This is a genomic window from Clostridium yunnanense (genome assembly GCF_016595795.1).
GTDB classification, from domain to species: domain Bacteria; phylum Bacillota; class Clostridia; order Clostridiales; family Clostridiaceae; genus Clostridium_AR; species Clostridium_AR yunnanense.
Window position 1 is genome coordinate 100,770 of the sequence record NZ_JAENHN010000037.1, and the last position, 18,028, is coordinate 118,797.

Below are 18,028 nucleotides of genomic sequence, written 5' to 3' on the forward strand. Positions count from 1 at the left end.
TTTATCACTCTCTTAAAAATTATTAATTACTTGCTTAATAAATCCATGCTCCTTGTTCATAACCGTTTCATTAATGTATATATAGTTTGAACAATACATAACATCCCTTAATTTACCTCTATCCTCTTCATTTAAAGTACCTGCTGTCAGCAAACTAAGAAAATAATTAGATGCAGGAACTGAAATTTTATTGTATTCATAGCAAAGATTTATTAAATGTTGTGTTATACGATGGATTTCCGAAGGCGTATAGAAAGCTGTAAGATCATCTCGTCCAACAACAATACCATCAACATGTTCCAAGATATCTAAAGCATTCTTCATCCCAACAGGGGATTCGATTTTTGCAAACAATTGAGATTTTCCAATCATGTCTCGTGCTTCCCGAGCAATAGCCGGACTATCAGCAAAGGATAAACAAATTGTTCCTTTTTCTTTGAAAGTTTCTATTATGTTCTTATCAATTTGGTTTAAATGCTCACATGGCATATATTTGTTTTTTATATAAACATGAGTCCTATCTTTGACCTCATATCTTTGTGGTAATATAAACCTTGCAGTAATCACAGTGCCATTCTTTTCCTCTACTAACAACTCTATTTTTTCATTCCCTCGTAATACAAGTATGTCACCCTTACTTGTTTCTTTGAACAGCATAGACGAGATGAAAAAATAAGCATCTCTCGATTCTCCGTTTAATATTCGTACATAGAAAAAATCATCTTTGTCATTATATTGTTTTTTTATTCTTTGCTTATTTCCGGCAGTATCAAAAAAGAAAAAAGTATCCTTTTCTATGTCCTTAACCAGGCTATAGACTTGCAAACTATTCTCAATACCAATACGTGCTGGATTCAAACGGAAACAACGTATCCCTATCGAAAGAACAAACTTAAGGTCCTCCAAGGAATACTTATGATCAATTGTTATTATAGGAGTAGCCATTTCTTTCATATATATCTCTCCATACACACACCCAAATTTTTTGCTGCATTCAACATGGAAGTGAAGTCTCTCTCCAAGCACAATGGGTTCATTTGGGATAAATATGTTGGGTCTACCCAGTATCCTTTATTGTGCCATTCAGCAAAATCATCAATCCTTCTTTTCTCATATATTTCATGATCTGTAACTTGACCATTCCACACATCTATCATTAGTTGTATGGTCTTCCCTTTCCTGCCTTGCTTAATGTTGTAGTAGACTTTTTCAAGTTCGTCAATATCATCTTTGCAAATATTCCAGCTGCCTAATATAGCATGGTTTTTATACAAAAGATCCATGTTGGATTTGATGTTAGAATAAGGAAGTTCTCCATCATATCCAAGGCCAAGTAACATTATCTTCACTTTGCTACTATCCTTTTTATTCAGCATGCTAGCGATTTTTAATGAAAATGCATCAATTATCGGTGTTTTAACCATAGAATCTCTTCTACCTGAAAATAAGACATCGCCACCAACATCACAAAAAATTATTTTATTGTAGGTTTTATCAAGGAAATCAACAACTTCAAGCAGATTCTGAGTGGAGAAATTGTACACATCATTTGAAATCATCTGTGCTAAAGATGAATCCACAAAATATTCTTTTTGTGCTTCATTGTTACATTTCGTCCATCTATATTTATAAGCTTCCAGGACGTGATTAACGGCCACTTCTTCTTTTACCAAACCATCAGGCTGAACATAGACATGGCTAAACTTTGGGTTTAAAAAACCCCCAATTTGAATATCTTGATGCTCATTACACTGCCTCTCCAAAGATCTGGCAACCATATACGCCGCAACAATGTCATATCCACCGCCCATACCGATAACAATTGTCATCATTTCCCCCCTATCTTCCTATTAACATTGGAGCTCTAATTGAGATTTATTCACTCTCAATAAAAATCTTTGTTTCTACATATTCTTCCAAATCCATTAGAGTTGAAAATTTTTCCATACTAAAGAAGTCATCATCAAACTTAATAGAAAATTCTTCTTGTATAAGCACTACAATCTCAATAAAATTTAGAGAACGGATTCCTAAATCCTCTAGGCCCGCCTTAACTTCCTCTTGTGCTACAGGCATACCTACAATATCCTCCACAATCTTGACAATTCTCCCATGAACACTGCTGTCTGAAATCCTATTCCTACTTTCTTCACTACCAAGAAAATCTGAATAATGTTTTTTAAAATAACCCCTAGACAATTTGCCATTTGCATTAGATGGTACCTTTTCAACGTGCAGTAATTTAGCAGGAATCATGTATATAGGTAGTTTTCTTCTCAACTCCAACATAACGCTCTTTATGGAGATTTTTTCATCCGCCTCAAAGAAACCAATCAGTGCTTTTTTTTCACTACCCATCTCAATTTGTATCACAGCAGACCGCTTAATACCCGGACATTGATTGAGCTGTTTTTCTACTTCCTCTAATTGAAAACGCTTTCCATTTACCTTAACGAGATTATCGTTGCGCCCCATATATTGAATACCATTCTCATGTTTGATAACTAAATCTCCTGTCCTAAAATAACCCTTTTCGTTAAATACCCTTTTTTTACGTTGTCCTAGCTCAAGACATTCTTTAGCCAAACAAATTCCTGAAACACACATTTCACCACTGGCTTTAGAATCAGATTCATTTTCACATACTGTTTCAACCTCAAACTTTACATTATTAATGGGTGCCCCCAGATATATGACCTCATGATTTGAGTGACAGGGAACCAAATAATACAAAATGCTGTTAGAACATTCAGACATTCCGTATGCATTAATTAACTGCAAACTATATTCCTCATAGAACTTATTAGCAACAGCTGGTTGTAAAGCTTCTCCCGTAAGAATAATCGCTTTTAATGCTTCAAATTCTACCTTTTTATAGTTGTTATATTTAATCATATCAAGATACAAGTTTAAAAACGATGGAGTCAATGAAACATATAATACTTTATCTTCATTGACACGTTTTAAAAACTGATAAACACTTTTAATTAAGGATTGTTTGTATAGTATTAGCATCGACCCGGTGCTGATTGGTAGAAGAATTTGCCATATAGATGCAACAAACCCGATATTAAAGCTTAAACATAGAGTACTGCCTCTTTCAACATCAAGTATGGCACGAGTATACTCTAGATGATTAAGAATCCCCGTATATTGTAAAATAATGCCTTTGGGTTCGCCTGTAGATCCTGATGTCATAATACAACAAGCACTATCACTGTCTGAAAGCTCCGGAAACTGTACATTAGTTACCGATTCTGTATCTGCGATGTTGATTACATGTGTGGTTTTTGGAAAATGTTCCTTGTAACATGCTGTCTGTGAATCTAGCAATACCATTTTTACAGATTCCCAATTTGAGATATTACAAACCTTTTTAAATGGTATTTCCGTATTAATCGGCATGTATACAGCCCCAATAGACAAAATTGAATAAATCATGACTATTGCATCTATGGAATTATCCATGTAAAGTAAGACTATTTCATTTTTTCCAACACCCTGCTCTCCTAAAAAAACTGCACAATTTTGAATTTTATTGAGTAATAATTCATATGTTAAAGAAATATTTTCACATTTTACAGCGATTTTCTTCCCATCTCTTTCCGCTTCGCGCTTAATCCATTCATATACATAATTCATAACATACTCCTACCATAAAGCTGTATTTTATAACTATTTTTTATTGATTTTCATTTTGACAACTTTGATAAGTTCTTGGCAGCTGTTTAATATGTCATATGTTAGATATTCGTCGTCAATAGATATCCCAAATGCATCCTCACAAGCAACAGCAAGATGCATCAGATCCACAGAATCAAAGCCAACATTGTTTAAGTTTTCGCAATTTAACAATTCATCATCCGTCATGTCACACTGCCTGAGATTTCTCAAGACTCCTATAAAAATCTCATTTGACTTTTCCATTTCAAACATATTCTTCTCCTCCATTCATTAAAAATAACTTACACTTGCGATATAATTCTTTTAAGAATAAGCAATGAATTTCCTCAAAGGTTAGCCTGAGGAAATGCACATCTTTATCTAAAAATATAATCATGAATTATCAGTAATACACTGCTGATAGATTTTCTCTAATTTTTCATAATAATATCTTTTTCTCTCCAATTGAGGCATTTGTTTTATCACATGATGAATGTCTTTAAAAGACACGCTTTTCTTTTTTAATAAGTAATTCACATTATTTACATGACCACCATGAATACCTGCAATAAAAAATGGAATTGAGTAACCCCAGAAAATATCTTTTCGTATCGTTTCAATATAACGATCTATGGTATCCAATATCATATCCAAATTATAATGCTTTTCCTGACCCATCTTGGACAGATACTGTATCATTAGCTCTGTTGGCGTATTTCCTGCTCCACGTCCCATACCTGAAAGGGTCGTATCAATAATTACATTTCTCTCTCCAGATGAGAGATTAACCAATACTTGTGATAGAGCAAAAGACATCTGTAAATTGTTGTGTGAATGAAACCCTAAATTAATATCTTTTCTTAAGGCACCATTAATCAAATTATATACTCTTTGCAAATCAGAAACATCCATAGATCCATATGTATCCACAATAGAGAAACAAAATACTGACATATTGTTAATCATGCGCACAAGCTCAATAATTTCTCGATCTGAGTACCCTAAAATATCTACTGGTTGTACATAAAGCTTATAGCCTTTTTTGATAATATCACGCAAGAAAGGCATTACCTTATCTTTTTCATCTTTAAAGAAAGTGACCCTTATGGAGTCAAAGGACTTGCCATTATTCGGTTCGAGATTCTCGGTGGAATACCGACTATAATCTGCTAATACTGTGAATTCCGTATTAAGCCTTTCTTTTGGGATAAACCTCATTGCTTCTTTCGCATTAGCGAATACAGTATAGCCTGTCCCACCTCCTTCATTTTGTAAAAAACCTATTTCCACAATGTCAATTTGACAATTTACTAATCCATTGATAATACCTTGTATTGCTGATTCTCCAAAATACTTGTCAACTAAATAAGCACCATCTCGAAGAGTACAATCTAAAATTCTAACATGCTTCATATTTATATCATCTCTTTATCTTTTATAATGGTAAACTGCATCTGCAATTAAAAAGCTATCGTAATAATCTATATCTATACATTCAATATCCGAGACCTCAATTATTTTTGTTTTTCCACCAGTTCTACATTTAGTTTTTTCAAAGATATCTCGAGTAAAAACATATGCTGCGGATACTTCAGCATACAAAGGCTTAAGTTCTTGAGTCCTAGGAATATTACTAGGATCAAAATTGAGTGGCTCAAGTTTATCTGTCCATAACAAGCTTTGAATCTTCTTTCCGGTAAAAGCCGAATCATATCCTTCGTTCATAACAGCTTTGATACACTCCTCTAAATGCTCAACAGTTACAAATGGAGATGTTGCGTGGGAAACCATATAAATATCTGCATCTACTTGTTTCATGAACTCACTGATTATGTCTTGCGGAGTAGCAGTAGGTAAGTCCAGAAAATCAGGTCTTTTAAGATAACGGATTCCAGGTAGTAGATAATCTGATATTTCATCTTGACTACAATAAACATATATCTCACTTAAGCAACTAATCCTTCGAACTGACTCTAGAATAAAGCTTATCAATGGCTTGCCATCATAAAACTTTTGTGTGTTTTTTCCTGGATAACGCTCGTTTTTCAGTTTAATGGGAACAAAAGCAACAGTTTTCATAAAATCCTCCTATTAGTTTTATCTAAGAACTCAGCTTTTTTCAAAAAAACTATGAAATTAAATAACCAGAAAGCTTTTCACTAGCTCCTAGGGGATATTTCATATGCAATAGTACACCTCCACTAATTTCGATATTTTATCTTCACTTCCCGACATACAATAGTTTCGGAATACAAAAAATATCATTATCAACTAATGATTTTGTATACTTTTCCTTGGATAACATCTTCCTTAAACCCTTATATAGCCACTTAAATGACTTTTCTGTTGTATCATAGCTATTCTCGCACATCATTATTATACTTCTCATTTGCATCCTTTAATTCCATAATATTACTTATATTGAAATTATATATATATAATCTAGTCATGTCAATTATTTTTGTGTCATTATTTTATAATTTGTGAATAATTATAAAATAATATGTAAATTTATAGATAAATCGTAATACTACTTAAATTCTTATTTCGACAATAGTTATCCTAAGAGTTTATAGTAATTTGCTTTTTGTAATTTTCCAGTGAAAATACCCCCGTGGTGAAATTGACTCTTATAATTTACTAAACCTCATAATAATTAACCAATAAAATTATTACCTTCAACATACAAGGCTTATGGTTTATGTTTTCGATTTATTTACTGTCACCGTCCCTAAATATACTTAGCATTTTAGAACCTCTTAAATTACTATAAACTAAGAAGTTTTTTAATAATTAAAAAATTATATAACAATATCAAAATCATACTATTTTGTATTTAAAAAGAGAATAGCAAAGCTAGAGTACTAACATACCTGTGGGTAACTTTTAAAACTAATAAATTTATCCTACTTGCTTTAGGTTTAAATCGTCAGACTTTTTATTAACAGCAATAGTTCCAGCTACTATAGCCATACAGTTTAGTATATCTACAACTTTAGCTTTTCTACTAGCTGGTGATCACAGATTATTAGCGTTAAAAAACTCTTTTAATCTTGAGCTCCACCTCTCGATAGAGGTTCGTTGATTATATAACTTTTGTCAAGCTTCGCTGCTCCTAAAGGAATAAGCGTAATGTCTATTATTTTCTTTATATTTTATCTTTAGTCAAAATTCATAATTTGAACTGCTTCAATGCTCTGTTCCAATTCGACAATTAATCTTATCGGTCGCGTGGGGACACCGAATCTTAAGATAGTCATCATCTTTCTCCCAGTAAGTTAAAGAGTATCCCATTGGGATGGGTTCAAACTTATCATTAAATCCTTCTGTTGGAGCATACTACGCCCTTGGATTATAATCTATACCTGGTTGTGCTTTAACATCGTGAGTAACATAGTCATAAATCTTTTAAAATCACAATAATACATTTAAAAAATCTAGTTGAGCAAGAATTAATTCGAATCAAGTTTTATTATTTCTTCAAAGAAAACAAACATTATTGCCGAATATACCTAAGTATTCACTTCTCTTTACTGTGTATTTCGGGAGATACTTAAATATTCAACATCTTGAGGTGAATTGCCTTATTGAATAATAAAAAGTTAGTAAAATTAATGATAATAAAATATGAAATCTCTTCAATTAATCACCTGTATTTTAACAGTATTTACTTTCCTTTGTTATGTACCTTAACTTCTACTCATAACTTATATAAAAAAGCATATTTATATAAAATAACTCATAATCCCTTTCGTTCCGCTTTATATTCTTAATTTATAAACACCTTTATAATCAACATTCTCTCGTTATCAAAGCTCTATAACACAATCTACTATGTTATCTCCTAATATACTGTTATTTACTTTTATACCAAAAATATTATGGGTAAATTTGAAAAAATATCTTATTATATACACCTTTATGAATTTTTTTATTTTTTCTATTCATGTTGAAAAATTTAAAAATAGTGTTTGTTTTTTATCTTTTAGCTTGAAAATATATTTTTAAAAACTGTTTATACCTTCAGAATTCTTGTAGTTTCCAGTTGAGACCCCCTGTTCACTAATACCTCAATACCTGGTCTTTTATTTTTAAAGCTGTTTTTGCTGTTATTATGTTATAAATTTTTGTTTCAAGTAATTTTTGTATAAGATCATTTTCTATCCAAAGTCCTTCGGCAAAAATTACATTAACAAATTTTTCTGCTTACATGGTAGCAACTAATATTTTTCCACCTTGTGTTACTCCTCTTAGAGCCACAAAATTCCCTGAACTTATAAAATGTCCTTTTGTCATAATTAGAATGCTAAGGTTTCCCTACGAAAGAACATCTAATAATTTTTGAGTTTCACTAGACTTAGCTTCTTCAACCTCTAACCCAAAATGATTTCCTAGAAACTACTATTGAAAGTGAAGTTGATCCACAACCACTTCTACCTATAGTTCCTGTTTCTCCATTAGGTATACTTTTTCATATTGAATTTGCTTGATTATAATAAACACCTTCCGTTTTACCATCTTTAAAGGCAACTGCCGAAAAGCCTACTGCTCTCTATATAGCTTTCATAATTTGGATTTACAAGTTGCTCATAGCTATAACTACTTACGATTTCTTGAAGATAATTTAATTCATTACCTATAAAAAAGGAAGATATCGCCTGAAAAGGATTAGTCAGTATATAAACTAAAAAGGACAAAATTAAAAGCACCGCTATTAACGGTGCCAAAATTATCAAAAGTGCTTTCTGCATACCTTATTAAAAGCTTCATCATTTTTTGATACTGGCATAATAGTTATTCTCATTAGTCAAACTGTTTCGCCGTTTTGGTCTATCTGAACCCAGTATTCTCTCTCCATCTAAAGCAGCTCTTTCCGCTCTTTTTTGTAGCTAATGGGTCTTTTGCACTTTCTGCTGCTCCATGATTTTTGATTACACTTTTAAAAAGACTTTCAACAAAAGAACCATTGTCAATAGGTGTAAAAGGCATAATTATCGCCTGTATGGATGGTCTAAAAGGCCTACCCGATGCTATAAAAGCAATTTTCCATGATGTCAACATACAAACTTGTATAGTTCATCAAATAAGGAACTCCATAAAATACGTAACTTCTAAAGATAGTATACAATTCATCAGTGACCTAAAGCTAATATATAAGTCGGTTACTAAAGAAGCTACACTAGTCGCCCTGAAAGACTTACAAAACACCTGGGAAAATAAGTATCAAATTGTGATAAATCCATAGAATAATAATTGAGATAACTTATCTACATACTTTGATTTTCCTCAGGAGATTAGACCAATAATATACACTACAAATACTTTAGAATGTTTTAACAGACAGCTAAGAAAAGTTACTAAAGTAAGAACCTCATTTCCTACCGATGATGCGATTAGAAAAGCGCTATATTTAGCTACTGAGCAAATAATGAGTAAAGTGAACTTCTCCAAACCAAAATACAAAAATCACCATAGGAATTTTTATCCTATGGTGATTTCCAAATAAATAACAATTCATCTAAACTAATTTACACAAACCAGCGGACGTTCTCACCTTTTTATAATATTTACTTACTTAGCTTAACCACTGTCTCAACATGAGGAGTATTAGGGAACATATCCATAAGCAAAGTCTTCTCTGTCTTATATCCTGCTGCCTCTAATACTTGTAGGTCTGTAACTAAAGTCTTTGGATTACAGCTTACATATATAATATCCTTAGCATCGAACTTAATTACGTAGTTCATAGCTACAGGGTGTACTCCACTTCTTGGTGGGTCTAATATTATTATGTCTGGTTTATCCTTTATTGTATTTATAACCTTTGCTACATCTCCAGCTATAAATGTGCAGTTATCAAGTCCGTTAAGCTTTGCATTTTCGTTAGCAGCTACTACTGCTTCTTCAATAAGCTCTACTCCAATAACCTTCTTAGCTTTTCCAGCGGCTATCTGACCTATTGTTCCTGTACCACAATACAAGTCAAAGACAACCTTGTTATCAGCAGTGTCGCCCATAAAGTCACGTACTATGCCATAAAGCTTTGCTGCACCTAATGAGTTAGTTTGAAAGAATGAGAATGGAGATATCTTAAACTTAAGCCCTAAAAGCTCTTCAGTTATAAAATCAACTCCGTATAATATATTTACTTTATCAGCTATAACAGCTTCAGATAAGGAATCATTTTCTGTATGTATTATACCTTTTATATTTCCTTCAATACCTGAACTAAAAATTGCTTCCACCCAAGGCTTAAAATCATAGTTTATTTGAGTGGTAGTAACTATATTTATTAATATCTCATCATTGTGTTTTGTCTTTCTCACTATTAAGTTTCTTAAGAAACCTTCTCTTGCCATTATCTTATAATGTGGAAGCTGATCTTTCTTAAAAAATTCAACTGTAGTATCTAGAATTTTTCTATAATCTTCATCCACAAGGTGGCACTGATCAACAGTTACAATCCCAAAAGATCTACCTTTCATGTGCATTCCAAGAGTTAGGTCTCCACCCTTTTCCATATCTCCAAAGGTGAACTCCATTTTGTTTCTATATTCCCACTGAATAGGACTATTTTCTATACCTAAAAATTCACCTGTATCTACACTGTTTCCCTTGAAAAGGTTCAACACTTGGTTCTTTTTAAATTCAAGTTGCTTTTCATATGGTATGTTTTGCGAAGAACATCCACCACAAAAAGCATAGTGTGGGCATTTTTGCTCTAATTCATAATCAGCAGCTTCTACCACCTTTAATAATTTAAGTTCAGCATAGTCAGCTTTCTTTTTAGTTACCTTTCCTCTGATCTTTTGTCCTGGAAAAGCATTTTTAACGTATATTTTTAAATCGTCTTTATAACCTATTCCTTGGGAAGGAAATTCCATATCTTCTATTAGTAACTCTATTTCATTGCCTTTTTTCATATGTTACTCCTGTCTACTTTATTCTTAAAAGCTTCTTTCCGAATGTTGTTCCAAGCTTTGTACTTTCAATAATAGATGTACATAATACATTTGATACTATATACATAATTAAGAATATTCCTACTTTGTCTACCACTTCGTAACCTAATGCTGGCAAACACTTTTCAAATATAAAATATAATACTAAAGCTAGTGCTAATGCCACAGTTTGATCCATTAAATTTCCTACGAATCTTACAAAGAAATTTGCCTTATCACCTTTTTGTGGTTTTTCATCAGCTTTTTCTTCTCTAACTACTATATCCTCTGTAGACTGTTCAATAACAGCTTCATCTTGTGCTGTGCTGTTATCTTCTCCTACTGTATTTACCTCTTCCTTTTGTTCGTTCTCATTAATATTTTCTTTATCTAGCATGATCATACCTCCAATAATTTATGTGTATTTTCATAGATGACTCCTTTTTACCATTCTTTTAATATACTACATTAAGGTAAATCTGTAAATTAAAAATTTGTAGTAATTACGGTAAAAAGCCTCTGACAAAGCAGAGGCTTAAATTAAATCTTACATTATATTAATAGCTATTAGAAAGCTGCAACTATGCTTCCTTTGTATGTGTCTTCAATATATTTCTTAACTTCTGGTGAGTTTAAAGCTTTGCTTAACGCTTTTACTTTATCACTGTTTTCGTTACCTTTTTTAACTGCTAAAATGTTTGCATATGGTGAATCCTTATCTTCTACAGCTAGAGCCTTTTTAACATCAAGCTTTGCAGCTAATGCAACATTTGTGTTTATAACAGCAACATCAACATCTTTTAATACTGTTGGTAACTGAGCTGCTTCAGCTTCAGTAAACTTAAGCTTCTTAGTGTTTTCAGTAATATCCTTAACTGTTACTAAATCGCCAGCTTTTAACTTTATAAGACCATTCTTTTCAAGTAGTTTTAAAGCTCTTGCTTCATTTGTAGCGTCATTTGGAACTGCAACCTGTGCTCCATCTTTTATATCAGCCAATTTAGTTAATTTGTCTGAGTAAGCTCTGATTGGTTCTATATGAACTTTAACTGTGTAAGTAAGATTATATCCTTTTTCCTTTATTGTTTCATTTAAATAAGGAACGTGTTGGAAGTAGTTTGCATCTATTGATCCTTCATCTAAAGCTGTGTTTGGTAATACATAGTCATCAAATACTTTAATATTTAAAGTATATCCTTCTTTTTGAAGTAATGGCTTTACTACTTTTTCTAGTATTTCTGCATGTGGAGAAGGTGATGCTCCAACTGTTATAACCTTATCCTCTTTCTTTGTATCTGATGAACCAGTTGTTCCTGAATCCTTTTTAGCTCCACAAGCTACTAATGAACCTGCAAGTGCTAGCGCTAAACCTAATGATAAAAACTTCTTAAATTTCATAATATTTTTCCCTCCATCATTTAATTTTTTTGTTAGAATACTGGAATTATACTTCCTTTGTATTGTTCTTCTATATATTTCTTAGCTTTGTCTGAAGTAAGAACTTCTGTTAAATCCTTAATCCATTTTGCATTTTCATTACCTTTTTTAGTTGCAAGTATGTTTGCATATGGTGAATCCTTTGGTTCTGAGAATAAAGTATCTTTTTTAGGATTAAGTCCTGCTGGTAATGCAAAGCTTGCATTTATTATAGCAACATCAACATCTTGAAGTACTCTTGGAAGCTGAGCTGCATCTACTTCTTGGATTTCTATATTCTTTGGATTTTCAGCTATGTCAACTTTTGTAACAAGATCTTTCTTGTTAAGTTTAAACAATCCTTGTGCCTCTAAAAGCTTCAACGCTCTCGATTCATTTGTAGCATCTGCAGGAACTGCTACCACAGCTTTATCCTTTAATTCTTTTATATCTTTTATCTTCTTTGAATACGCCCCAAGCGGTGGAAGATAAACCTTTTTTACTGTTACTAAATTTGTTTTATGATCCTCATTAAACTTTAACAAGTATGGTTCATGTTGAAATAAATTTGCATCTACTGAACCTTCTTCTAAAGCTGTATTTGGTGCTACGTAATCATCAAATATTTTAACCTCAAGTTTATAACCTCTTGCTTCAAAATCACTTTTTAGGTAATTTAGTATCTCACCTGCTGGCTTAAGAGTAGCCCCAACTACTATATTTGTCTTATAATCTTTCTTAACCGTCTCTTCCTTTTTTCCACATCCAGTTATAGAAAGTGCCAAAGCCGCTGTTAAAACTAGTGTTAATATTTTTTTCATATTTTATGCCCCCTTTTTATGCTTATCTTAACTTCTTATAAGCAAGATTACCTATAGACTGAAGTATCTGAACCAGTATTATCAAGGTAACTACAGTGTAGAACATTACTTGATTATCAAATCTTTGATATCCATAAGTTAGTGCTACTGCACCAAGTCCACCGGCCCCAAGTGCTCCTGCCATTGCAGAATATCCAAGGATTGAAATTATTGAAAGTGTTATACCTGATATAATAGAAGGTAACGCTTCTTTAACCATAACCTTAAATATTATCTGCATATCTGAAGCTCCGAAAGACTTAGCAGCTTCAATTAAGCCCTTGTCTACTTCCTTTAAAGCACCTTCTATAACTCTTGCTATAAATGGTGCTGCCCCTATTGTTAAAGGAACTAGAGCTGCTGTTTCACCTATACTCTTACCTACTATAAATCTCGTAAGAGGTATGATAGCAACTATTAATATGATGAACGGAAAACTTCTAAATATATTGATTATAAAATCAAGTATACTGTATATTACTTTGTTTGGCTTTAAACCATTCTTATCAGTTACTATAAGTACAATGGCTAGTATAAAACCTAATATACTTGCAATAATAGTTGATATTATCACCATATATAGTGTCTTTCCTAACGCTGGTACCAAAACTAGATTGAAAAACTGACTAAAATTATCACTCATTTATAGTAACCTCCCATCCAACATGCTTAGAATCTAAATAGTTTATAATGTCTTGTTCTTGAGCTTTGCTTACATTAATAACTAATGATCCCAGTACATCATCTCTGAATCTTTCAAGTTTACCCCAAACTATTGAAAAATCGATGTCTAGCTCTCTTGCCATTGAGGTTATTATACTTTGATGTGAGTTATCCTTAGGGAATAATATCTTTATATTTACACCCTTAGCTGGTAGAATCTCTTCTTCCCCAAGAAGATTTTTTAAAGCTTTAGTGTGTCTTAAGAAAAGTTCTTCAACATTTCCAACTTCAAGAACTTCTCCGCCTTCAAGTATTGCTACTCTTTGGCACACTTCTTTAACTACTTCCATCTGATGTGTAACTACAACTATAGTTATCCCAAGTTTTTCATTTATCTCTCTTAAAAGTGATAATATTGATTTAGTTGTTTTTGGATCAAGCGCTGAAGTAGCTTCATCACAAAGAAGAATCTTTGGTTCAAGTGCTAAAGCTCTCGCAATTGCTACTCTCTGCTTTTGTCCACCACTCAGTTGTCTCGGCTTACTTTTTGCTTTATCTTCTAGTCCTACTATTTTTAGAAGTTCATCTACTCTAGCTTTTACTTTAGCCTTTGGTATGCCCCAACATTCCATCGGTAAAGCTATATTGTCATACACATTTTTTCTTTCTAGAAGAGAAAAGTGTTGGAATATCATTCCTAGATCTTTTCTAAAACTTCTCATTTCCTTACCCTTAAGGTCTTTCACTTCTTGTCCACCAACAGTAACACTTCCTGCATTATAGGACTCAAGTCCGTTCAGACATCTAAGCAAGGTTGACTTTCCTGCCCCACTATGGCCAACCAATCCAAATATTTCGCCCTCTTTGATATCTAGATTAATGTCTTTAAGAACTTGTATATCATTGAAACTTTTACTTACACCTTCAATTTTTATCATACAAATCCCCCTAAATTGATTATTAAACAATAATTATTATCATAAAAACAGAACAAAAAACGCCCGAGAATAAACTCCGGCGATATAGACCCTGAATTTACTCTCATCTCTCAACGCAAAATGCGTCGCAGGAATTGGCACCTTTGTATATGTAAATGAACATATACCGGTTGCCGGGCTTCATCGGGCCAGTCCCTCCACCTCTCTAGATAAGAACGATAATATTTAATTTGTTTTCCATTGATACAACTATAATATTTTTTCCGAATTAAATCAATAGTTTTTTAAATTATTAAGAATATATTATTAACTTATGAACATTATTAACAATTTATCAAAGAAACCTTTTACATTACTTTGTTATTTATTATTTATTTATTAGTATTCCTATTGGAAGCCTGTGGATATTAACTAACTAGACTTTTATCTAACTTTTCTTGTTTCATAACTAATTTATATATAATAAATCCTATAACTATAGTAACTATTCCTGATATTATAAAGGCATCCGTTATACTTAACCATTTGGATATTGCACCTTCAAACAAACTTCCTAGTGGAGTCGCCCCTGCAAATACCATTGCATAAACACTCATTACTCTTCCTCTAAATTCATTTTTAGATTTTAATTGAATTGTAGAATTTGCAGTGGTTGAAAACAATACATTAAAGACCCCTGCAATAAATAATGTTACTATAGAAACTCCATAATCTTTAAATACTCCTATAAGTACTAACATTATAGATATCACAGCACCTGCAAAAAACATCAACTTTCTCTTAGGTCCTCTACTTCTAGTTGCAACAGTAAAGGCAGAAATCATTGATCCAAGTCCCATTGCCGACATAAGATATCCATACCCATCAGAGTCCATATTCAGAACTTGCTTTGCTAGTAACGGTATTAATACACTATAATTCATAGCAAAGGTGGATACAAAAAATACTAATAATATTGTAAATAATATTTCTTTAGAATTGAATACATACTTCAGTCCTTCTTTTATATCTACTATCATATTTTTCTTCTCAGCATTTTGCTTTGGTGCGCCGCTGGCAGAAATCATATAAATGCCATACACCAAAGGTATAAAACTAACAGCGTTTAATAAGAAGCAAATAAAAAAGCCAAAGAATTTAATCATTATTCCTGCTACTGCTGGTCCAACCATTCTAGCTGCATTAAACACAGTTGAATTTAAGGCTATAGCATTCATCAAATCTTCTTTTCCTACAAGTTCTATCATAAAAGATTGCCTCGCAGGCATGTCTACAGCATTGCAACACCCAAGAATAGCAGCTAGAACGAGTATATGCCAGTATTGAATCTTATGTGTAAACACTAAAAAAGTTAATACAAAGGCTAATACTCCCATTATAGTTTGAGTGATGAGTAATATCTTCTTCTTTGGATAATTATCTATCAATGCACCTGCAAATAATGAAAATAGCAAAACCGGAGTAAATTGCAGTGCACTTACAAAACTTAGTTTAAGAGCAGAATCAGTTAGGGTTACTACAAGCCAAGATTGTCCTGCATTTTGCATCCAGGTTCCTATAAGCGAAACTATTGATCCCATAAAAAAGAATCTAAAATCTCTATGTTTTAATGCCCCAAGAGTCAACCTCCCCCTCTTATTCATTACTTATCCCTTCTTCCCTTACTCACGATAAAATATTTTTAACGTATATTTAAAATTATTACAAACTGTGATAGTATTTTCAATTGAGGGATAGTTCATAAGGGGGATATTTATATTGATTAGTTTAATTTTACTCTGTATTTCAGGTTTTATCGCAGCATTTGTTGACTCTATTGCTGGAGGAGGCGGACTTATTAGTCTACCTGCTTACATGCTTTTCGGATTACCGCCGCATATAGCACTTGGTACTAATAAGTTTTCTTCTACTACCGCATCCTTTACCTCATCTATTAGATTCATAAAAGAAGGAAAAGCAGATTTATCCTTACTAAAGTACATAGTACCTTTTACTTTCATCGGGGCAGTTTTAGGGGTTAAGTCAGTCCTAATCATCAATCAGAGCTTTCTTACTCCATTAGTAATGGTACTCATATTAATGGTTGGAGTATATTCGTTGTTTTCTAAGAACTTAGGACTTGAAAGTCATTATAAAGGAAAGACTAGAAATCTTATTTTAATTGGAACTATCTTTGGATTTTCTTTAGGTTTTTATGATGGCTTCTTTGGCCCAGGAACTGGTTCATTCTTAATCTTTGGCTTTATAAAAATCTTTAAGCTTGATTTTGTTGAAGCTAACGGTAATTCAAAGATTTTAAATTTCACTTCAAATATAGCATCACTTATTACTTTTGCTATAGAAGGTAAAATTAATTATACTTATGGTATATTAGTTGCATTTTTCATGATATTGGGTGCACTTATAGGTTCGAAGCTAGCTCTTAAAAAAGGTGCCAAGCTTATAAAACCTATATTTGTAACAATGTCACTAGCAGTTTCGGTAAAGATGCTACTTTCAATTTAATTTCAATACTGTGCTTTACCAGTAATTGTTTTTTATTTATTGTAACAAGATTTCTATTATCTATAGTCTCTATATTTTTCAAATCAAATTAATATAAAGCCTCTCATATAAAAAATGAGAGGTTTTATATATCCATTAAACTAATTAATCTAAAACCTCCCCATTTATATCCCAAGTCATTGTAGGCTTTAATTCTTTTGAAGTCTCTTTGAATTTAGCAAAATATTTTTCTAATACGTCAGATTCTATGGTCATCTGCTTTTCGTCTCTTTCATCATTGGATCCTGGATCTGATGAATACATCGCAGTAAACCTACCATCCTTCTGTTTATATACGCTAAAACTCCTATCCCCCAAGACCAATATTTCTATATGCTCCTTAGTGTACCCACCAACCTTTTCTTTATCTGGTTTTAGTACTCCTTTGTTTAAAGAATTAATAAGTTCGTTTATATCTTCCTTATTAATATTGTTTGTTACCTCAAACCTTGCCATCTTATTCTTATCTATCTCATATGCATATGTAATTTCACTTACCTTACTCTTATCTATTTTAAATATTTCACTGGTATTGTTATAATAAACACCTACAATGATAAGAACCATAATTATAATAAAAATTAAGTTTTTCTTATTCAATCATTCACTTCCTCTCAATCAACATCTCGAATAATCTACAATCATAATAATATACGAAATAATATCTTAAAAGTATTATAAGATTAGAGCTATTTAATATTAATCAACAAAACTTCTAACACACTCTTATCCCCATGAAATTTCTTTTATAAAAATCACATAAATTTTATATCCTATTTAGAAATTATTACAATAGCAAATATTTTATAACTCACGTATTGATTATATAAATATAAAATGATATATTATAATTGTAAACATATTCATGGTTTATATTTTTTTAATACTTTGTGCAATCGCTTGCATGTTGTTTTTAAATATATCACTTCACGGAAATGTATATCTTTAGGTTCTTTCATCATTAGCAATGAGCTATTTAAAGGTATTTGCCTAATTGAACTGA

At 32.1% G+C, this 18,028-nt stretch carries 17 protein-coding genes, 1 pseudogene and 1 riboswitch; of the genes and pseudogenes, 2 read left to right on the top strand and 16 right to left on the bottom strand.

Annotation, left to right across the window (positions count from 1 at the left end; translation table 11 throughout):
- Nucleotides 1-12 precede the first annotated feature (12 nt).
- The 8 genes from JHL18_RS11825 to JHL18_RS25925 form a co-directional block, all read right to left on the bottom strand.
- Nucleotides 13-954, bottom strand: coding sequence for a pyruvate kinase (locus JHL18_RS11825; protein WP_200269391.1), 942 nt, complete (start codon nt 952-954; stop codon nt 13-15).
- Nucleotides 951-1,829 (bottom strand): DUF1152 domain-containing protein, encoded by an 879-nt coding sequence (locus JHL18_RS11830; RefSeq protein WP_200269393.1) that lies wholly within the window; start codon nt 1,827-1,829, stop codon nt 951-953. Before JHL18_RS11830 ends, JHL18_RS11825 begins: the two co-directional genes overlap by 4 nt.
- 46 nt (nt 1,830-1,875) lie before the next feature.
- Nucleotides 1,876-3,642, bottom strand: coding sequence for a non-ribosomal peptide synthetase (locus JHL18_RS11835; RefSeq protein ID WP_200269395.1), 1,767 nt, complete (start codon nt 3,640-3,642; stop codon nt 1,876-1,878).
- A gap of 33 nt (nt 3,643-3,675) precedes the next feature.
- On the bottom strand, nt 3,676-3,936 hold the full coding sequence (locus JHL18_RS11840; RefSeq protein WP_200269397.1) for a phosphopantetheine-binding protein: 261 nt from the start codon (nt 3,934-3,936) through the stop codon (nt 3,676-3,678).
- 120 nt (nt 3,937-4,056) lie between these two features.
- On the bottom strand, nt 4,057-5,076 hold the full coding sequence (locus JHL18_RS11845; RefSeq protein WP_200269399.1) for a beta/alpha barrel domain-containing protein: 1,020 nt from the start codon (nt 5,074-5,076) through the stop codon (nt 4,057-4,059).
- Between the two features lie 15 nt (nt 5,077-5,091).
- A complete protein-coding gene (locus JHL18_RS11850) occupies nt 5,092-5,742 on the bottom strand; it encodes an acylneuraminate cytidylyltransferase family protein (protein WP_200269401.1) in 651 nt (216 codons plus the stop codon).
- Nucleotides 5,743-8,183: 2,441 nt separating this feature from the next.
- On the bottom strand, nt 8,184-8,390 hold the full coding sequence (locus JHL18_RS11855; protein ID WP_200269403.1) for a hypothetical protein: 207 nt from the start codon (nt 8,388-8,390) through the stop codon (nt 8,184-8,186).
- A gap of 103 nt (nt 8,391-8,493) precedes the next feature.
- The gene (locus tag JHL18_RS25925; protein ID WP_243277877.1) at nt 8,494-8,724 is read right to left on the bottom strand and encodes a hypothetical protein; all 231 of its coding nucleotides are present in this window, start codon (nt 8,722-8,724) and stop codon (nt 8,494-8,496) included.
- Between JHL18_RS25925 and JHL18_RS25930 the strand changes: the two are divergent.
- Nucleotides 8,639-9,158 (top strand): annotated as a pseudogene (locus tag JHL18_RS25930) (IS256 family transposase); the annotation flags it as partial. The gene JHL18_RS25925 and the pseudogene JHL18_RS25930 sit on opposite strands and share 86 nt — an antisense overlap.
- Nucleotides 9,159-9,230: 72 nt before the next feature.
- Here the strand turns inward: JHL18_RS25930 and rlmD are convergent.
- The 7 genes from rlmD to JHL18_RS11905 form a co-directional block, all read right to left on the bottom strand.
- On the bottom strand, nt 9,231-10,586 hold the full coding sequence (gene rlmD, locus JHL18_RS11875; protein ID WP_200269407.1) for a 23S rRNA (uracil(1939)-C(5))-methyltransferase RlmD: 1,356 nt from the start codon (nt 10,584-10,586) through the stop codon (nt 9,231-9,233).
- Between the two features lie 13 nt (nt 10,587-10,599).
- Nucleotides 10,600-11,001, bottom strand: a complete 402-nt coding sequence (locus JHL18_RS11880; RefSeq protein ID WP_200269409.1) for an RDD family protein — start codon at nt 10,999-11,001, stop codon at nt 10,600-10,602.
- 170 nt (nt 11,002-11,171) lie between these two features.
- A complete protein-coding gene (locus tag JHL18_RS11885) occupies nt 11,172-12,002 on the bottom strand; it encodes a MetQ/NlpA family ABC transporter substrate-binding protein (protein WP_200269411.1) in 831 nt (276 codons plus the stop codon).
- A 32-nt stretch (nt 12,003-12,034) separates the two neighbouring features.
- Complete coding sequence (locus tag JHL18_RS11890) at nt 12,035-12,841, bottom strand: MetQ/NlpA family ABC transporter substrate-binding protein (protein WP_200269413.1); 807 nt, start codon at nt 12,839-12,841, stop codon at nt 12,035-12,037.
- 22 nt (nt 12,842-12,863) lie between these two features.
- Entirely contained in the window at nt 12,864-13,523 is a 660-nt protein-coding gene (locus tag JHL18_RS11895; RefSeq protein WP_200269415.1) for a methionine ABC transporter permease, read from the bottom strand.
- Nucleotides 13,516-14,481 carry a methionine ABC transporter ATP-binding protein gene (locus JHL18_RS11900; protein ID WP_200269417.1) on the bottom strand — a complete coding sequence of 322 codons (966 nt, stop codon included), beginning with the start codon at nt 14,479-14,481 and terminating at the stop codon, nt 13,516-13,518. Before JHL18_RS11900 ends, JHL18_RS11895 begins: the two co-directional genes overlap by 8 nt.
- Before the next feature lie 100 nt (nt 14,482-14,581).
- A riboswitch (SAM riboswitch) is annotated at nt 14,582-14,697 on the bottom strand.
- 191 nt (nt 14,698-14,888) lie between these two features.
- Nucleotides 14,889-16,124: an MFS transporter gene (locus JHL18_RS11905; protein WP_200269419.1), complete on the bottom strand. Its 1,236-nt coding sequence runs from the start codon at nt 16,122-16,124 to the stop codon at nt 14,889-14,891.
- Nucleotides 16,125-16,239: 115 nt separating this feature from the next.
- Here JHL18_RS11905 and JHL18_RS11910 point away from each other — a divergent pair, with 115 nt between their 5' ends.
- Entirely contained in the window at nt 16,240-16,986 is a 747-nt protein-coding gene (locus JHL18_RS11910) for a sulfite exporter TauE/SafE family protein (RefSeq protein ID WP_200269421.1), read from the top strand.
- 144 nt (nt 16,987-17,130) lie between these two features.
- On the opposite strand, the gene JHL18_RS11915 is transcribed toward JHL18_RS11910, so the two are convergent.
- Nucleotides 17,131-17,625, bottom strand: a complete 495-nt coding sequence (locus JHL18_RS11915; RefSeq protein ID WP_200269423.1) for a hypothetical protein — start codon at nt 17,623-17,625, stop codon at nt 17,131-17,133.
- Nucleotides 17,626-18,028 lie beyond the last annotated feature (403 nt).